19 protein-coding genes are annotated in these 14,853 nt (G+C 66.4%); 12 read left to right on the top strand and 7 right to left on the bottom strand.

The annotated features are described in order from the left end of the window. Positions 1–53: 53 nt before the first annotated feature. The 8 genes from Q7I88_RS00645 to Q7I88_RS00610 all read left to right on the top strand — a co-directional run bounded on the left by Q7I88_RS00645 (position 54) and on the right by Q7I88_RS00610 (position 5,824). Positions 54–782, top strand: a complete 729-nt coding sequence (locus Q7I88_RS00645) for an alpha/beta hydrolase (protein WP_305097116.1) — start codon at positions 54–56, stop codon at positions 780–782. A 69-nt stretch (positions 783–851) separates the two neighbouring features. Continuing rightward, positions 852–986, top strand: coding sequence for a 50S ribosomal protein L34 (gene rpmH / locus Q7I88_RS00640; protein WP_305097115.1), 135 nt, complete (start codon positions 852–854; stop codon positions 984–986). Positions 987–1,294: 308 nt separating this feature from the next. Further along, positions 1,295–1,660: a ribonuclease P protein component gene (gene rnpA, locus Q7I88_RS00635; RefSeq protein WP_305097114.1), complete on the top strand. Its 366-nt coding sequence runs from the start codon at positions 1,295–1,297 to the stop codon at positions 1,658–1,660. Beyond that, on the top strand, positions 1,657–1,866 hold the full coding sequence (yidD, locus tag Q7I88_RS00630) for a membrane protein insertion efficiency factor YidD (protein WP_439648351.1): 210 nt from the start codon (positions 1,657–1,659) through the stop codon (positions 1,864–1,866). Before rnpA ends, yidD begins: the two co-directional genes overlap by 4 nt. Before the next feature lie 33 nt (positions 1,867–1,899). Next, complete coding sequence (yidC, locus tag Q7I88_RS00625) at positions 1,900–3,702, top strand: membrane protein insertase YidC (RefSeq protein ID WP_305097113.1); 1,803 nt, start codon at positions 1,900–1,902, stop codon at positions 3,700–3,702. 27 nt (positions 3,703–3,729) lie between these two features. Then, on the top strand, positions 3,730–4,362 hold the full coding sequence (gene yihA / locus Q7I88_RS00620; RefSeq protein ID WP_305097112.1) for a ribosome biogenesis GTP-binding protein YihA/YsxC: 633 nt from the start codon (positions 3,730–3,732) through the stop codon (positions 4,360–4,362). 41 nt (positions 4,363–4,403) lie between these two features. Further along, positions 4,404–4,673, top strand: a complete 270-nt coding sequence (locus tag Q7I88_RS00615) for a hypothetical protein (RefSeq protein WP_305097111.1) — start codon at positions 4,404–4,406, stop codon at positions 4,671–4,673. Beyond that, complete coding sequence (locus Q7I88_RS00610) at positions 4,673–5,824, top strand: cupin domain-containing protein (RefSeq protein WP_305097110.1); 1,152 nt, start codon at positions 4,673–4,675, stop codon at positions 5,822–5,824. The genes Q7I88_RS00615 and Q7I88_RS00610 overlap by 1 nt, the downstream gene beginning before the upstream one ends. A 6-nt stretch (positions 5,825–5,830) precedes the next feature. On the opposite strand, the gene Q7I88_RS00605 is transcribed toward Q7I88_RS00610, so the two are convergent. From Q7I88_RS00605 to Q7I88_RS00590, 4 genes are all read right to left on the bottom strand, one after another. Then, complete coding sequence (locus tag Q7I88_RS00605; protein WP_305097109.1) at positions 5,831–6,394, bottom strand: pseudouridine synthase; 564 nt, start codon at positions 6,392–6,394, stop codon at positions 5,831–5,833. After that, positions 6,382–6,585, bottom strand: coding sequence for a hypothetical protein (locus Q7I88_RS00600; protein ID WP_305097108.1), 204 nt, complete (start codon positions 6,583–6,585; stop codon positions 6,382–6,384). The genes Q7I88_RS00605 and Q7I88_RS00600 overlap by 13 nt, the downstream gene beginning before the upstream one ends. A 6-nt stretch (positions 6,586–6,591) precedes the next feature. Continuing rightward, on the bottom strand, positions 6,592–8,454 hold the full coding sequence (locus Q7I88_RS00595; RefSeq protein WP_305097107.1) for an ABC-F family ATP-binding cassette domain-containing protein: 1,863 nt from the start codon (positions 8,452–8,454) through the stop codon (positions 6,592–6,594). A gap of 72 nt (positions 8,455–8,526) precedes the next feature. Beyond that, positions 8,527–9,240, bottom strand: coding sequence for an NAD-dependent deacylase (locus Q7I88_RS00590; protein ID WP_305097106.1), 714 nt, complete (start codon positions 9,238–9,240; stop codon positions 8,527–8,529). A 35-nt stretch (positions 9,241–9,275) separates the two neighbouring features. On the opposite strand from Q7I88_RS00590, the gene dapB reads away from it, so the two are divergent. The 3 genes from dapB (at position 9,276) to Q7I88_RS00575 (ending at position 11,216) form a co-directional block, all read left to right on the top strand. After that, positions 9,276–10,004 carry a 4-hydroxy-tetrahydrodipicolinate reductase gene (gene dapB, locus Q7I88_RS00585; protein WP_305097105.1) on the top strand — a complete coding sequence of 243 codons (729 nt, stop codon included), beginning with the start codon at positions 9,276–9,278 and terminating at the stop codon, positions 10,002–10,004. After that, a complete protein-coding gene (nth, locus tag Q7I88_RS00580) occupies positions 10,001–10,651 on the top strand; it encodes an endonuclease III (RefSeq protein ID WP_305097104.1) in 651 nt (216 codons plus the stop codon). Before dapB ends, nth begins: the two co-directional genes overlap by 4 nt. A 160-nt stretch (positions 10,652–10,811) precedes the next feature. Continuing rightward, positions 10,812–11,216, top strand: a complete 405-nt coding sequence (locus tag Q7I88_RS00575; protein WP_305097103.1) for a DUF6491 family protein — start codon at positions 10,812–10,814, stop codon at positions 11,214–11,216. An 8-nt stretch (positions 11,217–11,224) separates the two neighbouring features. On the opposite strand, the gene Q7I88_RS00570 is transcribed toward Q7I88_RS00575, so the two are convergent. Together Q7I88_RS00570 and dapE are read right to left on the bottom strand one after the other, a co-directional pair. Then, positions 11,225–12,466, bottom strand: a complete 1,242-nt coding sequence (locus tag Q7I88_RS00570) for a dicarboxylate/amino acid:cation symporter (protein WP_305097102.1) — start codon at positions 12,464–12,466, stop codon at positions 11,225–11,227. Positions 12,467–12,506: 40 nt separating this feature from the next. Further along, complete coding sequence (gene dapE / locus Q7I88_RS00565) at positions 12,507–13,640, bottom strand: succinyl-diaminopimelate desuccinylase (protein WP_305097101.1); 1,134 nt, start codon at positions 13,638–13,640, stop codon at positions 12,507–12,509. Positions 13,641–13,691: 51 nt separating this feature from the next. Between dapE and Q7I88_RS00560 the strand changes: the two genes are divergently transcribed. Then, positions 13,692–14,156, top strand: coding sequence for a cupin domain-containing protein (locus Q7I88_RS00560; protein ID WP_305097100.1), 465 nt, complete (start codon positions 13,692–13,694; stop codon positions 14,154–14,156). Between the two features lie 22 nt (positions 14,157–14,178). Here Q7I88_RS00560 and Q7I88_RS00555 read toward each other — a convergent pair whose 3' ends face one another. Then, positions 14,179–14,841 carry a glutathione S-transferase family protein gene (locus Q7I88_RS00555; RefSeq protein ID WP_305097099.1) on the bottom strand — a complete coding sequence of 221 codons (663 nt, stop codon included), beginning with the start codon at positions 14,839–14,841 and terminating at the stop codon, positions 14,179–14,181. Between the last annotated feature and the right edge of the window lie 12 nt (positions 14,842–14,853).

Genomic DNA, 14,853 nt, shown 5'->3' with positions numbered 1-14,853 from the left:
GGCAACCGCTTGTCTTTACGTCTGGGTGACCGGCGCGGGCCGAGGGTTCGGCGATGCGTTGGTCCGCCTGCCTTGTCCTGGCCCTAGCCGCTTTCGCCGCCGCTCCGGCGCAGGCGCAGCAGCGCGGGGTCGTCACGGTCGAGGAATGGGTCGAGGTCGGCGGTTCCGCGACGCGCTTCGTCATGCCGCCGGCGGTCGAAGCGGCGGACGGGGCGATCGCCGCCTACGGGCCGTTTCGTGTGCTCGACGACCGGACCGCGGCGCTGGTCGGTGTCACGGATACGCGCAGCCCGGGGCAATTTGCGGCGATGCTTCGCGACTTTCCGCAGCTCGACCGGCTCGACATGATCGAGTGCGCTGGGACGTTCGACGATCGGGCGAACCTGAAACTCGGGCGAATGATTCGGGCCGCCGGGCTGGCGACGCACGTCCCCGACGGAGGTTCGGTGCGTTCGGGCGGAGTGGAACTGTTTCTCGCGGGAACGAGGCGCGAGATCGATGAGGGGGCCGAGTTCGCGGTTCACGCCTGGGAGGACGAAGACGGTCTGCAGGCCTCCGACTATGCCGAAAGCGCGCCGGAGAACGCCAAGTATCTCGCCTATTACCGCGAAATGGGTATGAGTGCCGACGAAGCGCGGGCGTTCTATGCGATGACCAACTCGGTGCCGTTCGAGCAGGCGCGGTGGCTGAGCGGGGCGGAGATGCGGCAGTGGATCGGGCAGGGCGGCGAGGGGGAAGCGCCGAAGCTCGCCTATCTTGACTTGGGGCTCTCACTCAACTAACCGCGCGTCCACAGATTGAGGCCGCCTTTGCGGGCGGCCATTTTTTTATTGAATTCGAGGACACGTCCCATGAAGCGCACTTTCCAGCCGAGCAATCTCGTGCGCAAGCGCCGCCACGGCTTCCGCGCGCGCAAGGCCACCGTCGGCGGCCGCAAGATCCTGCGCGCCCGCCGCGCCCGCGGCCGCAAGACGCTGAGCGCCTGATTCATTTTGTTTTTCGAACGCCCATCCGGGCGTTCGTCCTCGCTAGGCGGGCGGCAAGCCGCCCCCGCTGCGGACGCGCGGTTGCGCTTTGGCTGCCGCGACCAAGAACCCGATCAACCTGACAGGTTTGTGCGAGTCCGGCTCCCGACCAGGGAGCCGCAAGGCCGACCGGCCGCCCGCAGGTGCCCCGCAGTCCCGCAGGGGCGGAGGGAACAGCACCGAGGACGCCCGCCCGGATGGGCGGGCATGAAGCAAAAAGAGGGCGCCGCTTCCGACCTCGCGAATCAGCTCCTACATTGGCCCCCGGAATGACCTCTGAGATCTCGACGATACGGCGCCGCGCGCACTTTCTCGCCGCCAACCGAGGGCTGCGCAATGCGCGCACCGGGTTCGTGCTGCTGACGCGCGGCAACGAGGGGCTGGGCAAGCGCTTCGGGGTGACGGTAACCAAGAAAATCGGCAATGCGGTGGTGCGCAACCGCATGAAGCGGCGCTTTCGCGAATTGCTGCGCGGTGCACTTCCCGCCGAGGGCCTGGCCGATACCGACCATGTATTGATTGGCCGGGAAGGCGGAGTCGAACGCGATTTCGCGCGCATGCGCGAGGAGCTTTCGCAGGCGCTCGCGCGGGCGCGTGAAGGCAAGGGCGACCCGGCCCGCAGGCGCAGGAAGTGAAGCGGGTTCTGATCCTCGTCGCCCGGGCCTGGCAGCTCGGTCCGAGCATGATCCTGCCGCCATCGTGCCGATATCAACCATCGTGTTCGCAGTACGCTATCGACGCCTTGCAGAAATATGGGGCGATCAAGGGTGGATGGATGGCGATCAAGCGTATATTGCGCTGCCACCCTTGGGGGGGACATGGGCACGACCCGGTGCCGTAATGCCTCGCATGAGTTCGTAACTAGGGATCTTTCGTGGACAACCAGCGCAATCTAATCCTCGCCGTCGTGCTGAGCGCAGCTCTGCTGTTCGGCTGGGATTTCGCCATGAACTGGCTCTATCCGCAGCCCGACGAGCCGGCCGTCGCCTCCGCCCCCGCTCGTGTGCCGAGCGATAAGGCAAGCGTGTCCTCCGAAGAGGAACCGGCGATCAACTCGCGAACCCGTTCGCGCGAAGGTGGGCTCACCGCCGCCGGCGACATCGCTCTTGAAGAGAAGGACCTCGCGGTCGAACTCAAGACGCCCGACCGCGTCCGGATCGACGCACCCGAGGTCGCCGGCTCGATCAACCCGGTGGGCGCGCGCATCGACGACGTCACGCTCAAGACCCATCGCCAGACGGTCGAGAAGGATTCGGGCCCCGTGCGGCTGTTCTCGCCGGCCGGCACGCCGGCGCAGCAGTTCGCCCAGTTCGGTTGGGTCGGGGACGGCATCAAGCTGCCCGATGCAAAGACCGAGTGGCAGACCTCGGGCGGACCGCTGGCCCCCGGCCGGCCGGTGACGCTGACCTGGGACAACGGCGAGGGGCAGACATTCCGCACCGTTTTCTCGGTCGACGACCGCTACATGCTCACGGCCAAGCAGACCATGGTCAACACCGCAGCGATGCCGGTGGTGGCGCAGCCCTATGCCTTCCTCAACCGCACCAGCAAGACCGCCAGCCGTGATACCTGGAACGTGCAGTCGGGCCCGCTCGGCCAGTTCGGCGGGTCGGTCAATTTCAGCTATGACTACGACGACCTCGACGATGCCCGGCAAGTTTCGCCCGAAGGCAAGACCGGGTGGATCGGGTTTACCGACATCTACTGGCTCTCCGCGCTGATCCCGCAGGACGGCGCAGCGACGACGAGCGACTTCCGTGCGCTGGGCAATGCCGACTATCGCGCCGACGTCATTTACGACCCCGTGACCGTGGCGCCGGGCCGGCAGGCGACCCGCACCACGCGGTTGTTCGCCGGAGCCAAGGAAAGCGACGTCCTCGACGCCTACGAGGAGCAGGGCGTGGGCAATTTCGGGCTGTCGATCGACTGGGGCTGGTTCCGCTGGTTCGAGAAACCGATCTTCTGGCTGCTCAAGGAGCTGTTCCACCTCGTCGGCAATTTCGGCGTGGCCATCATGCTGCTGACCGTCATCATCCGCGGGCTGATGTTCCCGGTGGCGCAAAAGGGCTTCGCCAGCATGGCGCAGATGCGCGCGGTGCAGCCCAAGATGAAGGCGCTGCAGGAGCGCTACAAGGACGACAAGGTCAAGCTCCAGGAAGAGATGAGCAAGCTCTACCGCGAGGAGAAGATCAATCCGCTCTCCGGCTGCCTGCCGATGTTCGTGCAGATCCCCGTGTTCTTCGCGCTGTACAAGACGCTGCTCTTGTCGATCGAGATGCGCCACCAGCCCTTCGTGCTGTGGATCAAGGACCTGTCGGCGCCCGATCCGGCGCATATCCTCAACCTGTTCGGCCTGCTCGACTTCGCGGTGCCCGGTTTTCTGGCGATCGGTCCGCTCGCGCTGCTGCTCGGCGCGACGATGTGGCTGACCTTCCGCCTCAATCCGGCGGCGATGGACCCGATGCAGCAGCAGATCTTTTCGATCATGCCGTGGGTGATGATGTTCGTCATGGCGCCGTTCGCGGCCGGGCTGCTGCTCTACTGGATCACCTCGAACGTGCTCTCGGTGGCGCAGCAGCAGTACCTCTATTCGAAGCACCCGCAATTGAAAGCGCAGGCCAAGAAGGACCAGGCGGACAAGGTTCGCGCCTCGGAGCGCGGGAAGCTCGAAGGGTGATCCTTCGCCAAGCTCGGGATAGGCGGAATGGCTGACGACCTGGCGGAGGAGGCCAGCCGCCTGTTCTCGGGCCGCGTCGAGTTCCTGCTCTCGGCGCCGCAGCTCAAGTTTCTGCCCGAGGGCGACGTGCCCGAGGTCGCGTTCTGCGGCCGCTCGAATGTCGGCAAGTCTTCGCTACTCAATGCGCTGACCGGACGCCGGGCGATCGCTCGCACGTCGGTCACGCCCGGGCGCACGCAGGAGCTCAACTTCTTCGAGGTCGGCGAGCCGACGCAGTTCCGGCTGGTCGACATGCCCGGCTACGGCTTCGCCAAGGCGCCGGTGAAGGTGGTCGAGAAGTGGAAGCAGCTGGTCCGCACCTATTTGCGCGGCCGCCCGGTGCTCAAGCGCACGCTGGTCCTCATCGACGCGCGGCACGGCGTGAAGCCGGTCGATAGCGAGATGATGAAAATGCTCGACGAATCGGCTGTCGGTTACCGGCTGGTGCTGACCAAGGCCGACAAGATCAAGGCGAGCGAGCTGGCGGCGACGCTGGCGCAGGTCGAAGCAGAAGCGCGCAAGCATCCCGCCGCATACCCTCAGGTCCACGTCACCAGCTCGGAGACGAAGCTGGGTATCGACGAGCTGCGCGCGGCAGTTTTGGCCGACATCAGGACCTGAATACTCCCGCCGTTTTTCCGGCGAACTATGGGTGGCGAGCGATGGACCTCGACGATCTGCTAAGGCGCTATTTCGGCAGCACCGACCTTGCGGCTCTCAGCCCTGCCGTGCAGTCCGCCGGCGTCGAGCACGCCCTGGTCGATCTCGGTCTCGAGCAGGATCCGGGCAAGCGCTTTGCCCTGTGGACGTTCCTCCACCTCATGGGAATGGCGCCCGACCTCGACGTTGCGTTCGAGGACCAGGCCGACCGCGAGGCGGCGCGCGATTTCATGGACCTGATGGCTGCGGCCGAGAAGGACGGCGAGCGGTGATGCTGCTCGCCAACTTCGATACCGGGACGTTCCTGCGCGAAACCTGGCAGAAGCGACCGCTGCTGATGCGCAATCCTTGGGACGCGTGGCGCAATCCGCTCGAACCGGATGAACTGGCCGGCCTCGCCTGCGAGCCGGAAGTCGAATCCCGCCTCGTCTTGCGCGCGTCGGATCGATGGCAACTCGAACACGGGCCGTTGTCGGCTGGCAGATTCGAAAAACTGGCTGCGCAGAGGTGGACGCTCCTCGTCCAGGCGGTCGACCACCACGTGCCCGCGGTTGCCGAGCTGCTGACGCCGTTCAGATTCATTCCGAACTGGCGCGTCGACGATGTCATGGTGAGCTATGCCGTCGATGAGGGCGGCGTCGGCGCCCATTTCGATAATTACGATGTGTTCCTGGTCCAGGGATTGGGCCAGCGCCGGTGGCAGATCGGCGCGCGCTGCGATCAGTCCACGCCTTTGTTGCCCCACGACGACTTGCGCTTGCTCGCGCATTTCGAGCCGACCGACGAATGGATTCTCGACCCGGGCGACATTCTCTATGTCCCGCCCGGCTACGCCCACAACGGCATCGCCGTGGGCGGCGACTGCATGACCTATTCGATCGGTTTCCGCGCGCCCTCGCGGAGCGAACTGATCGCCGGCTGGGCCGAACACCTGGCTTCGGAACTCGACGACGACGACCGCTTTTCCGACGCGGACCTGGCATTACAGGCTAATCCCGGCGAGATTTCGGCGCACGCACTCGCGAGGTTGCAGGAGATGGTCACCGAGCGGATGGCTTCGGGCGACGACTTCGCGTGCTGGTTCGGGGAATACGCCACCGCGCCGAAGAACCAGGAGATCGATTGGCGGCCCGAGCAACCGCTCCAACTCGACGAACTGCGTTCGTTCGTATCCGCAGGCATTCCCCTGATGCGCAATCCGGCGAGCCGCTTCGCCTTCGTCCGCCGCGGCGAGGGCGCGCTGATGCTCTTCGTGGATGGGCGGTCCCATGACTGTTCCGGCCCGGTCGCGGTGTTCGCGGAGGGCCTCTGCGCCGCCGATTCCATGGTGGTCGGCCCCGACCTTCTCGACTCCGCCGAGGGTGCTTCGTTGCTCTTGCGCCTGCTCGGAGAAGGAAGCGTAGCCTTCAAACCCGACGACTGAACCGTTTCAGCGTAGCGGCAGAGTGGCCGCGACGGTGCGCCATTCTCCCACGCCCAATCCGTCGAGAGTCCAGTCGCCCACCGACCAGCGCACGAGCCGCAAGGTGGGATGCCCGATGGCCGCGGTCATCCGGCGTACCTGGCGATTGCGGCCTTCGCTGATGGTTATCCTGAGCCATGAGTCGGCAACGGTCTTGCGAACCCGTATCGGCGGGTCTCGCCGCCACAGGCACGGATCGGTAATCGTCTCGGCATCGGCCGGCCTGGTCCGTCCGTCTTTCAGCTCGATGCCGCAGCGCAGCCGGTCGAGGCTCGCCCGGTCCGGTTCGCCTTCGACCTGAACCAGGTAGGTCTTGGGCAGCTTGAAACGCGGATCGGCAATCCGCGCCTGCATTTTGCCGTCGTCGCACAGGACCAGCAGGCCCTCGCTCTCGTAATCGAGCCTGCCCGCCGGGTAGAAGCCGGGTCGGTCGATGAACTCGGCCAGCGTCCGGCGCGGAGCGGCGGTGCGTTCGTCGGTGAACTGGGCGAGCACCCGGAACGGCTTGTTGAAGAGGATCAGCGCGGCCATTCGGTTTCGCCTGCGTGGCCGTCCGGTCGCGGTATCCGTTTGCCCTTGGTGCGGCTGGTGAGGTGGAATTGCCAGCACCGGTCGCAGCGGTAGTGCCGCAACTGAGCGGACATCGTGCTCGCGGCCTCCATAGCCTCGCGTCCGCTGCGGTAGCTGGCCTTCTTGCGGCAGATGCTCAGCCTGGTGCGCATGGCTGCCTAGGCCGTCTGCCGCTCGAGGCTCTCGCTCGCCTCGAGCCAGCGCCGTTCGAAATCTTCGAGTTCGCGTGCCAGCTCCGCCCGTTGCAGCGCGAGCTCGCCCGGCGGCAGCGCAGCGAGGGGAGAATTGGCCGGGGCATTGTTGCTCAGCGCAAGATCGATGGCGGAGATCTGCTCCTGCAGCCGGGCGATTCCCCGCTCGGTCTCGCCGATGGTGCCGCGAATCTGCCGGGCCTGCTCGCGATTTCGAGCTTCCGCCTTGCGATCCTTTCTGGGTTTCGGGCCGCGGCCCTCCTTCGGCTGGTTCCTGCCGAGGACGAAGTCGATGTAATCCTCGATACTGCCGGCGTAATCCTCGGCCGTACCATTATCGACGAGGACAAGGCGGTCGGCGGTGAGTTCGACCATGTGGCGATCGTGGCTGATCAGGATCACGGCCCCTTCGAAGTCGTTGAGCGCCTGCACCAGCGCTTCGCGAGCGTCGACGTCGAGGTGGTTGGTCGGCTCGTCGAGGATGAGCAGGTGCGGTGCCTCGCGCGTAATCAGCGCCAGCGCCAACCGCGCCCGCTCACCGCCCGACAACTTGGCGACCTTGGTCGTCGCCTTGTGGCCGGAAAAGCCGAACCGTCCGAGCTGCGCCCGGACTACGCCGGGAGACTTCCCTTCCATCGCCCGGGTCATGTGCTCGAGCGGGGTCGCATCGGAACTCAGCTCCTCGACCTGGTACTGGGTAAAGTAGCCGATGCGCATCTTGCCCGAAGCGCTGATGGTCCCCTCGATCGGCGTGAGCTGCGCGGCGAGCAGCCGGGCCAGCGTGGTCTTCCCGTTGCCGTTCCGGCCGAGCAGGCCGATGCGGTCGTCAGGCTCGATGCGCAGGTTGAGCCGTTGGAGAACCGGCTTGCCGTCGTACCCCACCGAGGCGAAATCGAGCGTGATGAGCGGCGGTTTGAGCTGGGTGGGGTTGGGAAAATCGAAGCTTAGCGAGGGGTCGTCCATCAAGGCCGATATCGGCTGCATTTTCGCGAGCATCTTGGCCCGCGACTGGGCCTGCTTGGCGGTCGATGCGCGAGCGCTGTTGCGAGCAATGTAGTCCTGCAGGCGGGCCCGCTGCGCATCCTGCGAGGCCTTGGCGGCGGCGAGGTGCGCGGCGCGCTCGGCACGCTGCTTCTCGAAGGCGTCGTAGTTTCCGGAATAGACGCTGAGCTTGCCGCCCTGCAGGTGCACGATGGTGTCGACCACGTTGTTGAGCAGGTCGCGTTCGTGGCTGATGACGATCAGGGTTCCGGGATAGGCGCGGAGGAAATTCTCCAGCCACAGCGTCGCTTCGAGGTCGAGGTGGTTCGACGGCTCGTCGAGGAGCAGGAGGTCGGGGGCGGAGAAAAGCAGCGCCGCAAGGGCCACGCGCATCTTCCAACCGCCGGAAAAGCTATCGAGCGGCTGGCCCTGCATCTCTTCGTCGAAGCCGAGGCCGATGAGAATGCGGGCGGCCCGCGACGGAGCCGAATAGGCATCGATCGCCAGCAGCCGCTCGTGCACGTCGGCGAGGCGTTCGTGATCGGTGCAGGTCTCCGCTTCTTCGAGCAGCTGGGACCGCTCGGTGTCGGCAGCGAGGACGGTTTCGAAGGGCGTTCCGGTCCCGGCCGGCGCTTCCTGCGCAATATAGCCCAGGCGCGTGCGGCGCGGCATCTCGATCGAGCCGTCGTCGGGCTCGATCTGCCCGATCAGCGTGCGCATCAAGGTGGATTTGCCGGCCCCGTTGCGGCCGATGAGGCCCACCCGGGCGCCCGGCGGTATGGCCGCACTCGCGCCCTCCAGGATGGCGACGCCCCCAAGCCGCACCGTGATGTTGTTGATCGTGATCATGCGCGGCCGCCTAACAGGCAACGCGGCAAAGCCCAACAACGGTATGGCAGGACCGCGATGAGCGGGCAGGCGCTACGCGCCGCGCGCGTGCTCCAGAATCTCCCTCGCCCACTCGGGCACCAGCGCGCTGGCAGGACCGAGCCGCGTTTCGTCGAACAGTCGCGAGCCCTGGCTTGGCTCGAGGTTGAGCTCGAGCGTCGCCGCGCCGCTGTCCTTGGCCGCCTGGACGAAGCCTGCCGCCGGATAGACCGCGCCGCTCGTGCCGATCGAAACGAACAGGTCGGCGCGGCCGAGTGCGGCGAAGATACGCTCCATCTGGTAGGGCATTTCGCCAAACCAGACGATGTCGGGCCGCAGCGCGGACTGCCCGCAGGCGGGGCACGGCGGGGCGTCGCGTAGAGTGCTGGTCCAGCGATGGCGGGCGTCGCAGGCCGTGCACCACGCGCTCAGTCCCTCGCCGTGCATGTGCAATACCCGGTGCGCACCGGCGCGTTCGTGGAGGTCGTCGATGTTCTGAGTGACGATGAGCAGGTCGCCGGTCCATTCGGCATCGAGCCGCGCGAGCGCCGCGTGCGCCGGATTGGGCTGTGCGGCGAGGATGTTGGCGCGCCGCTCGTCGTAGAAACGCTGCACGAGGTCGGGATCGCGGCGGAAGCCCTGCGGCGTGGCCACTTCCTCCACCGGATGGTCCTCCCACAATCCGTCTTCGGCGCGGAATGTGCGCAGACCGGATTCGGCGCTGATCCCAGCGCCGGTGAGGATGACGATGTTGCGGATATCGGACATGTGCCGCATGAAGCACGCGGAAAACGGGAAAGACAATGGCACGCATCGGCATCATCGGCAGCGAGGGGCGCATGGGGCATGCGCTCGAACGCGCCATCGCGGAAGCGGGGCACGATTGCTCCGGCGGCGTCGACCGCGGCGGCGACCCCGCTGCGCTGGCCGATGCGAGCGACGTGCTGGTCGATTTTTCCGCCCCTGGCGCGCTCGACGCCAATCTCCACGCTGCCGTCGGCGCCGGCATTCCCATTCTCGTCGGCACCACCGGGCTGGAGGAAAAGCACCACGCGGCGCTCGATTCCGCGGCCGGGGCAATTGCCGTGCTGCAGACCGGCAATACCTCGCTCGGCGTTACCCTTCTCGCGCACCTGGTGCGCGAAGCGGCGAGCCGGCTCGGCGACGACTGGGATATCGAGGTGCTCGAGATGCACCACCGGATGAAGGTCGACGCGCCCTCGGGGACCGCGCTGCTGCTCGGCGAAGCGGCGGCCGCAGGGCGCGGAATCGAACTTGCCGGCCACTGCGAGCGCGGCCGTGACGGGCATACCGGCGCGCGCAAACGCGGTGCGATCGGGTTTGCCAGCCTGCGCGGCGGCACCGTCGCCGGCGAGCATTCGGTCATCCTTGCCGGAACGCAGGAACGCCTGACGCTTGCCCATCACGCCGAAGACCGGATGATATTCGCGCACGGGGCGGTCAGGGGCGCCGAATGGCTGCTCGGCCAGGCCGCCGGCCGCTACGCGATGGGGCAGGTGCTCGGACTTTGACGAAGGAGCAGATTTTCGAATTCTTCCGCCGCCTCGCCGAAGACAATCCCAGCCCCGAAACCGAACTCGAATACGGCAACGCCTTCCAGCTCGTCGTCGCCGTGGCGCTCAGCGCGCAATCGACCGACGTTGGGGTCAACAAGGCGACGCGCAAGCTGTTTGCCGAGGTCGAGACGCCCCAGCAAATGCTGGAGCTGGGCGAAGAGGGGCTCAAGGAGCACATCAAGACCATCGGCCTGTTCAATTCCAAGGCCAGGAACGTCATCGCGCTGTCGCGGATGCTGGTCGAGCAATTTGGCGGCGAGGTGCCGGGAAATCGCGAGGACCTGGTCAAGTTGCCCGGCGTCGGACGCAAGACAGCCAATGTCGTGCTCAACTGCTGGTTCGGCGAGGAGACCTTTGCGGTCGACACCCACATCTTCCGCGTCGGCAACCGCACCGGCCTGGCGAGAGGTAAGACCCCGGACGAGGTCGAGGTCAAGCTCGACAAGCGCGTGCCCGAACCGTTCCGCCTGCACGCGCACCACTGGCTGATCCTCCACGGCCGTTACACCTGCAAGGCGCGCATCCCGGAATGCTGGCGCTGCGTGGTCGAAGACCTGTGCAGCTTCAGGAACAAGGTGCTGGAGAAGCCGAAGGGGCGGTGACCAAGGCACTCGCGCGGGTGGCGAATCAGAAGCAGCTGGCCGCTGTCGATGCGCCGGGCAGCTACCGGAACAAGCTGTTCGCGTGGCCCGTTACGTAAGGCAGGCGCGCATCGACTCCGTCTTTGGTTCGAGGCATTTGCCTGCAGAGAGGAGTACGACCATGCTGCGCTCATCCAGGATCGTCATTGCCGCAGCCGCCGCGGTTCCGCTGGCCGCCTGCGCTCCGCAGGCCGAGCCGGGTAGCGGCCCCGTCAGCAAGGCCCCCGCCATCGTCGCCACCGGGCCAGCGGTCAATTGCGTGCAGACGAACCGCATCCGCGACACCGAGGTGTTCGACGACAACACGATCGATTTTCACATGATCGACGGCACCACCTACCGCAACACCTTGCCCAACCGTTGCCCGAGCCTGGGCTTCGAAGAGCGATTCGGTTACCGCACGACGACGGGCCGGCTGTGCAGCGTCGATATCATCCACGTGCTCTATTCGGACGGCTCGCAAGGCGCCGGGTGCGGACTCGGCGAGTTCCTACCGGTCAAGATCAACCAGCCCGACGCCGACTGAGCGCGGTTTCAGACGTCGTCGGCGCTGATCATTTCCGCGCGGTCGATCTCGTTCACGAGGCTTGCCACCGTGACGGTGACCGTCCCGTCGCCGGTGACGTTGGTCGCGGTGCGCATCATGTCCATGATGCGGTCGACCCCGGCGACGAAAGCGATGGTTTCCAGAGGGACGCCGACGGCGCCGAACACCAGCGCCATCATGATCAGCCCCGCACCCGGAATGCCTGCCGCGCCGATCGAGCCGACCGTCGCCAGGACCGAGATCATCACATAGTCGCCGAAATCGAGCGACACGCCGAAGATCTGCGCGCCGAACAGCGTGGCGAGGCCGAGGTACATCGCCGTTCCATCCATGTTGATCGTCGCGCCCAGCGAGACGATGAAACTGGAAGTCGACGGCCTGACGCCGAGGTTGCGCTGGGTGCAGCGCAGAGTCACCGGCAGCGTCGCGTTCGACGAGGCGGTCGAATAGGCCACGGCCATCGCATCGACCATGCCGCGGAAAAAGTCGGTGACCGGCAGCTTCGAGACGAAGTGGATCAGCGAAACGTAGACCACGCCGATGATCAGCAGGCAGCCGAGGTAATTGAGCGCGACCAGCTTGGCGAGCGCGAACAGCGCATCGTGCCCCAGCGTGCCAGCGACCCAAGCCATCAGCGAGAAGACGCCGAACGGGGTCAGCTCCATCACCACGATGGTGACCTTTTGCATCACCACCGCGCCGCTATCGAATATCCTGGCAAGCGGGCCGCCTTCCTCGGCGGCCATGACGATGCCGATGCCGACCAGCAGCGCGAAGATGATCAGCGGCAGGACATTGGCGTCGGCCATGACCTGGACCGGGCTCTGCGGGATCATGCCGAGCACCATCTCGCGCCAGGTCGTCTCGTTCGGGGCGGGCGGCTGGCCGACCGCGATGGCACTGGTGTCCACTCCGATGCCGGGACCGAAGACCGAACCTAGCGCGAGACCGAGCCAGACCGCGAACTGGCTGGTGACGACGAACAGCAGCAGCGCTCGCCAGCCGACGGCGCCGAGCTTGCGCAAGTCGCCGATCGAGGCGACGCCCGAGACGATCGAAAGGAGAATCAGCGGTACCACCAGCATCTTGATGAAAGCGATGAACACGTCGCCGACGATCTTGATGCTCTCGGCACCCGGTCCCCACACGATACCGGCGATGACCCCGAAGATCAGCGCAGCGATCACGCGCTTCCATAGCGGGATGGCAAACCAGGTCTTCACGTGCATGTCCTCCAGACTTCAAACTGCCGGCGGGCGAGAGACAGCCTCACAGCGCCAGCGCTGCCAGCGCGATGCGGCGATAGATGCGCGCCACGGTCGCGAGATCTTCGACCGCCACCGCCTCGTCGAGCTTGTGCATGGTCGCGTTGACCAGCCCGAACTCGATCACGGGGACGATATCCTTGAGGAACCGCGCGTCCGAGGTCCCCCCGCTGGTCGAGGGTTCCGGCTCGATCCCCGTTTCGGCCTTCACTGCCGCGGCTACGATGTCCTGGAAGGCCCCAGGCGGGGTCAGGAACGGTTCCCCCGAGATCACCGGCCTGGCCGTGCCGCCGTGCCTTGCGGCGATGCCGGTGACCAGTTCGGCAAGGCTTTCGCCGCTGTGGGTGTCGTTGAAGCGTATCGAGATGCGTGCCTTGGCCTTGCCGGGAATGACGTTGTGCGCCGGGTTGCCGACTTCGAGATCGGTGATCTCGAGGTTGGAGGGCTGGAACCACTCGGTCCCCTCGTCGAGCACCAGTGCGTCGAGCTCGGCGAGCATGGCCACCAGCCTGGTCACCGGATTGTCGGCGAGGTGCGGATAGGCGACATGGCCCTGCACTCCGCTGACTTCGAGCCAGACGTTGAGCGAGCCGCGGCGGCCCGGTTTCATCATGTCGCCGAGACGGTTGACCGAAGTCGGTTCGCCCACGAGGCAGAGATCGGGGATTTCCCCGCGCTCGCGGATCAGGTCGATCAGCGCGCGCGTGCCGTTGACCGCGGTGCCTTCCTCGTCGCCGGTAATGATCAGGCTGACGGTGCCGCGATCGGCAGGGATGTCGGCCACCGCGGCAACCATCGCGGCGACCGCGCCCTTCATGTCGACCGCGCCGCGCCCGTAAAGCAGATCGCCGCGCACGTCCGGTTGGAAAGGATCGCCGGTCCAGCCCTCGCCCGGCGGAACGACGTCGAGGTGCCCGGCGAAGGCGAAGTGGCGCGAGCCTTCGGGTCCGCGGCGGATGGCGAGGCAGTTCTCGACGGGTCCGTCGGGCGCCTCGCCCTTGACGAAGCGGATGCATTCGAAGCCAAGCGGGGCGAGCAGGCCTTCGAGCGTATCGAACACCGCGCCGGTCGCCGGCGTTACGCTCTCGCAAGCGATGAGCGCCTTGGCGGCTTCGAGGGCGGTGCTGGCCTTGTTCATCATCGCGGGTTAGACGAGGGCGCCGCAGCTTTCCAGCCGGAGCGCCTCGTCATGCCCAAGCTCGATCTCGACTCCATCGCGCAGACCAACGCCACCGGCTATCCCTCTCCCTACGACAAGGACGTGGCCGGCCGGTGGGTCCGCCGCCTGCGCCCGGCTGCAGGGCTGACCGAACTCGGAGCCGCGCACGTCGTGTTGAAGCCCGGCGCCTGGTCTTCGCAGCGCCACTGGCACGCCGAGGAGGACGAGCTGGTCGTGATCCTTTCCGGCGAGGCGGTGCTGGTCGAGGACGCGGGCGAGACGATCATGCGGGCCGGCGACATCGCTGCCTGGCCCAAGGGGGAGCGCAACGGGCATTGCTTGCAGAACCGGTCCGACGCCGACTGCGTCATGCTCGCGCTCAGCGCGGGCGACACGGCGAGGGATCACGGCGAATATCCCGACATCGATTTGAAGTTCGATCGCGCGGGCGGTTACCTGCACAAGGACGGGACGCCCTACCCGCCGAAGGACTGACTTGCGTGCGGGCGCGGTGTGGTCAGGCCGGATTCTCGAACTTCTGGATAACCCATTCCTCGTTCTGCGCCGCTTCGACCCACTGCTGCAGCCAGTCGTGCTCCCACACCGCCTGCATATAGGCCTGGGCGAAGCCGGGGACCTGCAGTCCATAAGTAATGAAGCGGCTGACCACCGGGGCGTAGAAGACGTCAGCGGCGCCGAAGGTGCCGAACAGGAACGGCCCGCCCTTGCCGAAGCGCGCCCGCGCCTCGGCCCACAGCTGCAGGATGCGCACGATGTCGTGCCGTGCCTCGTCGCTGATCGTGTGGCCTTCGATGCGGCGGCGGATGTTCATGGGGCATTCGCGGCGTAGCGCCATGTAGGAACTGTGCATCTCCGCGACGCAGGCCCGGGCCATGCCGCGCGCCTCGTCGTCCTTGGGCCAGAAGCGGTCGCGCCCCACCTTGTCGCCCAGATATTCGAGGATCGCCAGGCTGTCCCACACCACGACCTCGCCGTCCCACAGGACCGGGACCTTGCCCGCGCTGGGCTGGAATTCGCCGCCTTCGCGCTTCATTGCCTGCCAGTCGTCGCCGTCGATATGGACCGTCAGCTCCTCGAAATGCAGGCCCGACTGCTTGGCCGCGAGCCAGCCGCGCAGCGACCAGCTGGAATAATTCTTGTTGCCGATGATGAGCTTCATGCGCGCTCGTCC

The sequence above is a fragment of the Croceibacterium aestuarii genome (assembly GCF_030657335.1).
In the GTDB taxonomy this organism is placed as follows: domain Bacteria; phylum Pseudomonadota; class Alphaproteobacteria; order Sphingomonadales; family Sphingomonadaceae; genus Croceibacterium_B; species Croceibacterium_B aestuarii.
This window is presented reverse-complemented; position numbering and strand designations above follow the sequence as displayed.

Coding starts and splice junctions, on each gene's coding strand:
- Q7I88_RS00645 (WP_305097116.1), top strand. CDS start 54: ATGCGTTGGTCCGCCTGCCTTGTCCTGGCCCTAGCCGCTTTCGCCGCC.
- rpmH (WP_305097115.1), top strand. CDS start 852: ATGAAGCGCACTTTCCAGCCGAGCAATCTCGTGCGCAAGCGCCGCCAC.
- rnpA (WP_305097114.1), top strand. CDS start 1,295: ATGACCTCTGAGATCTCGACGATACGGCGCCGCGCGCACTTTCTCGCC.
- yihA (WP_305097112.1), top strand. CDS start 3,730: ATGGCTGACGACCTGGCGGAGGAGGCCAGCCGCCTGTTCTCGGGCCGC.
- Q7I88_RS00615 (WP_305097111.1), top strand. CDS start 4,404: ATGGACCTCGACGATCTGCTAAGGCGCTATTTCGGCAGCACCGACCTT.
- Q7I88_RS00610 (WP_305097110.1), top strand. CDS start 4,673: ATGCTGCTCGCCAACTTCGATACCGGGACGTTCCTGCGCGAAACCTGG.
- Q7I88_RS00605 (WP_305097109.1), bottom strand. CDS start 6,394: ATGGCCGCGCTGATCCTCTTCAACAAGCCGTTCCGGGTGCTCGCCCAG.
- Q7I88_RS00600 (WP_305097108.1), bottom strand. CDS start 6,585: ATGCGCACCAGGCTGAGCATCTGCCGCAAGAAGGCCAGCTACCGCAGC.
- Q7I88_RS00595 (WP_305097107.1), bottom strand. CDS start 8,454: ATGATCACGATCAACAACATCACGGTGCGGCTTGGGGGCGTCGCCATC.
- Q7I88_RS00590 (WP_305097106.1), bottom strand. CDS start 9,240: ATGTCCGATATCCGCAACATCGTCATCCTCACCGGCGCTGGGATCAGC.
- dapB (WP_305097105.1), top strand. CDS start 9,276: ATGGCACGCATCGGCATCATCGGCAGCGAGGGGCGCATGGGGCATGCG.
- Q7I88_RS00575 (WP_305097103.1), top strand. CDS start 10,812: ATGCTGCGCTCATCCAGGATCGTCATTGCCGCAGCCGCCGCGGTTCCG.
- Q7I88_RS00570 (WP_305097102.1), bottom strand. CDS start 12,466: ATGCACGTGAAGACCTGGTTTGCCATCCCGCTATGGAAGCGCGTGATC.
- dapE (WP_305097101.1), bottom strand. CDS start 13,640: ATGAACAAGGCCAGCACCGCCCTCGAAGCCGCCAAGGCGCTCATCGCT.
- Q7I88_RS00560 (WP_305097100.1), top strand. CDS start 13,692: ATGCCCAAGCTCGATCTCGACTCCATCGCGCAGACCAACGCCACCGGC.
- Q7I88_RS00555 (WP_305097099.1), bottom strand. CDS start 14,841: ATGAAGCTCATCATCGGCAACAAGAATTATTCCAGCTGGTCGCTGCGC.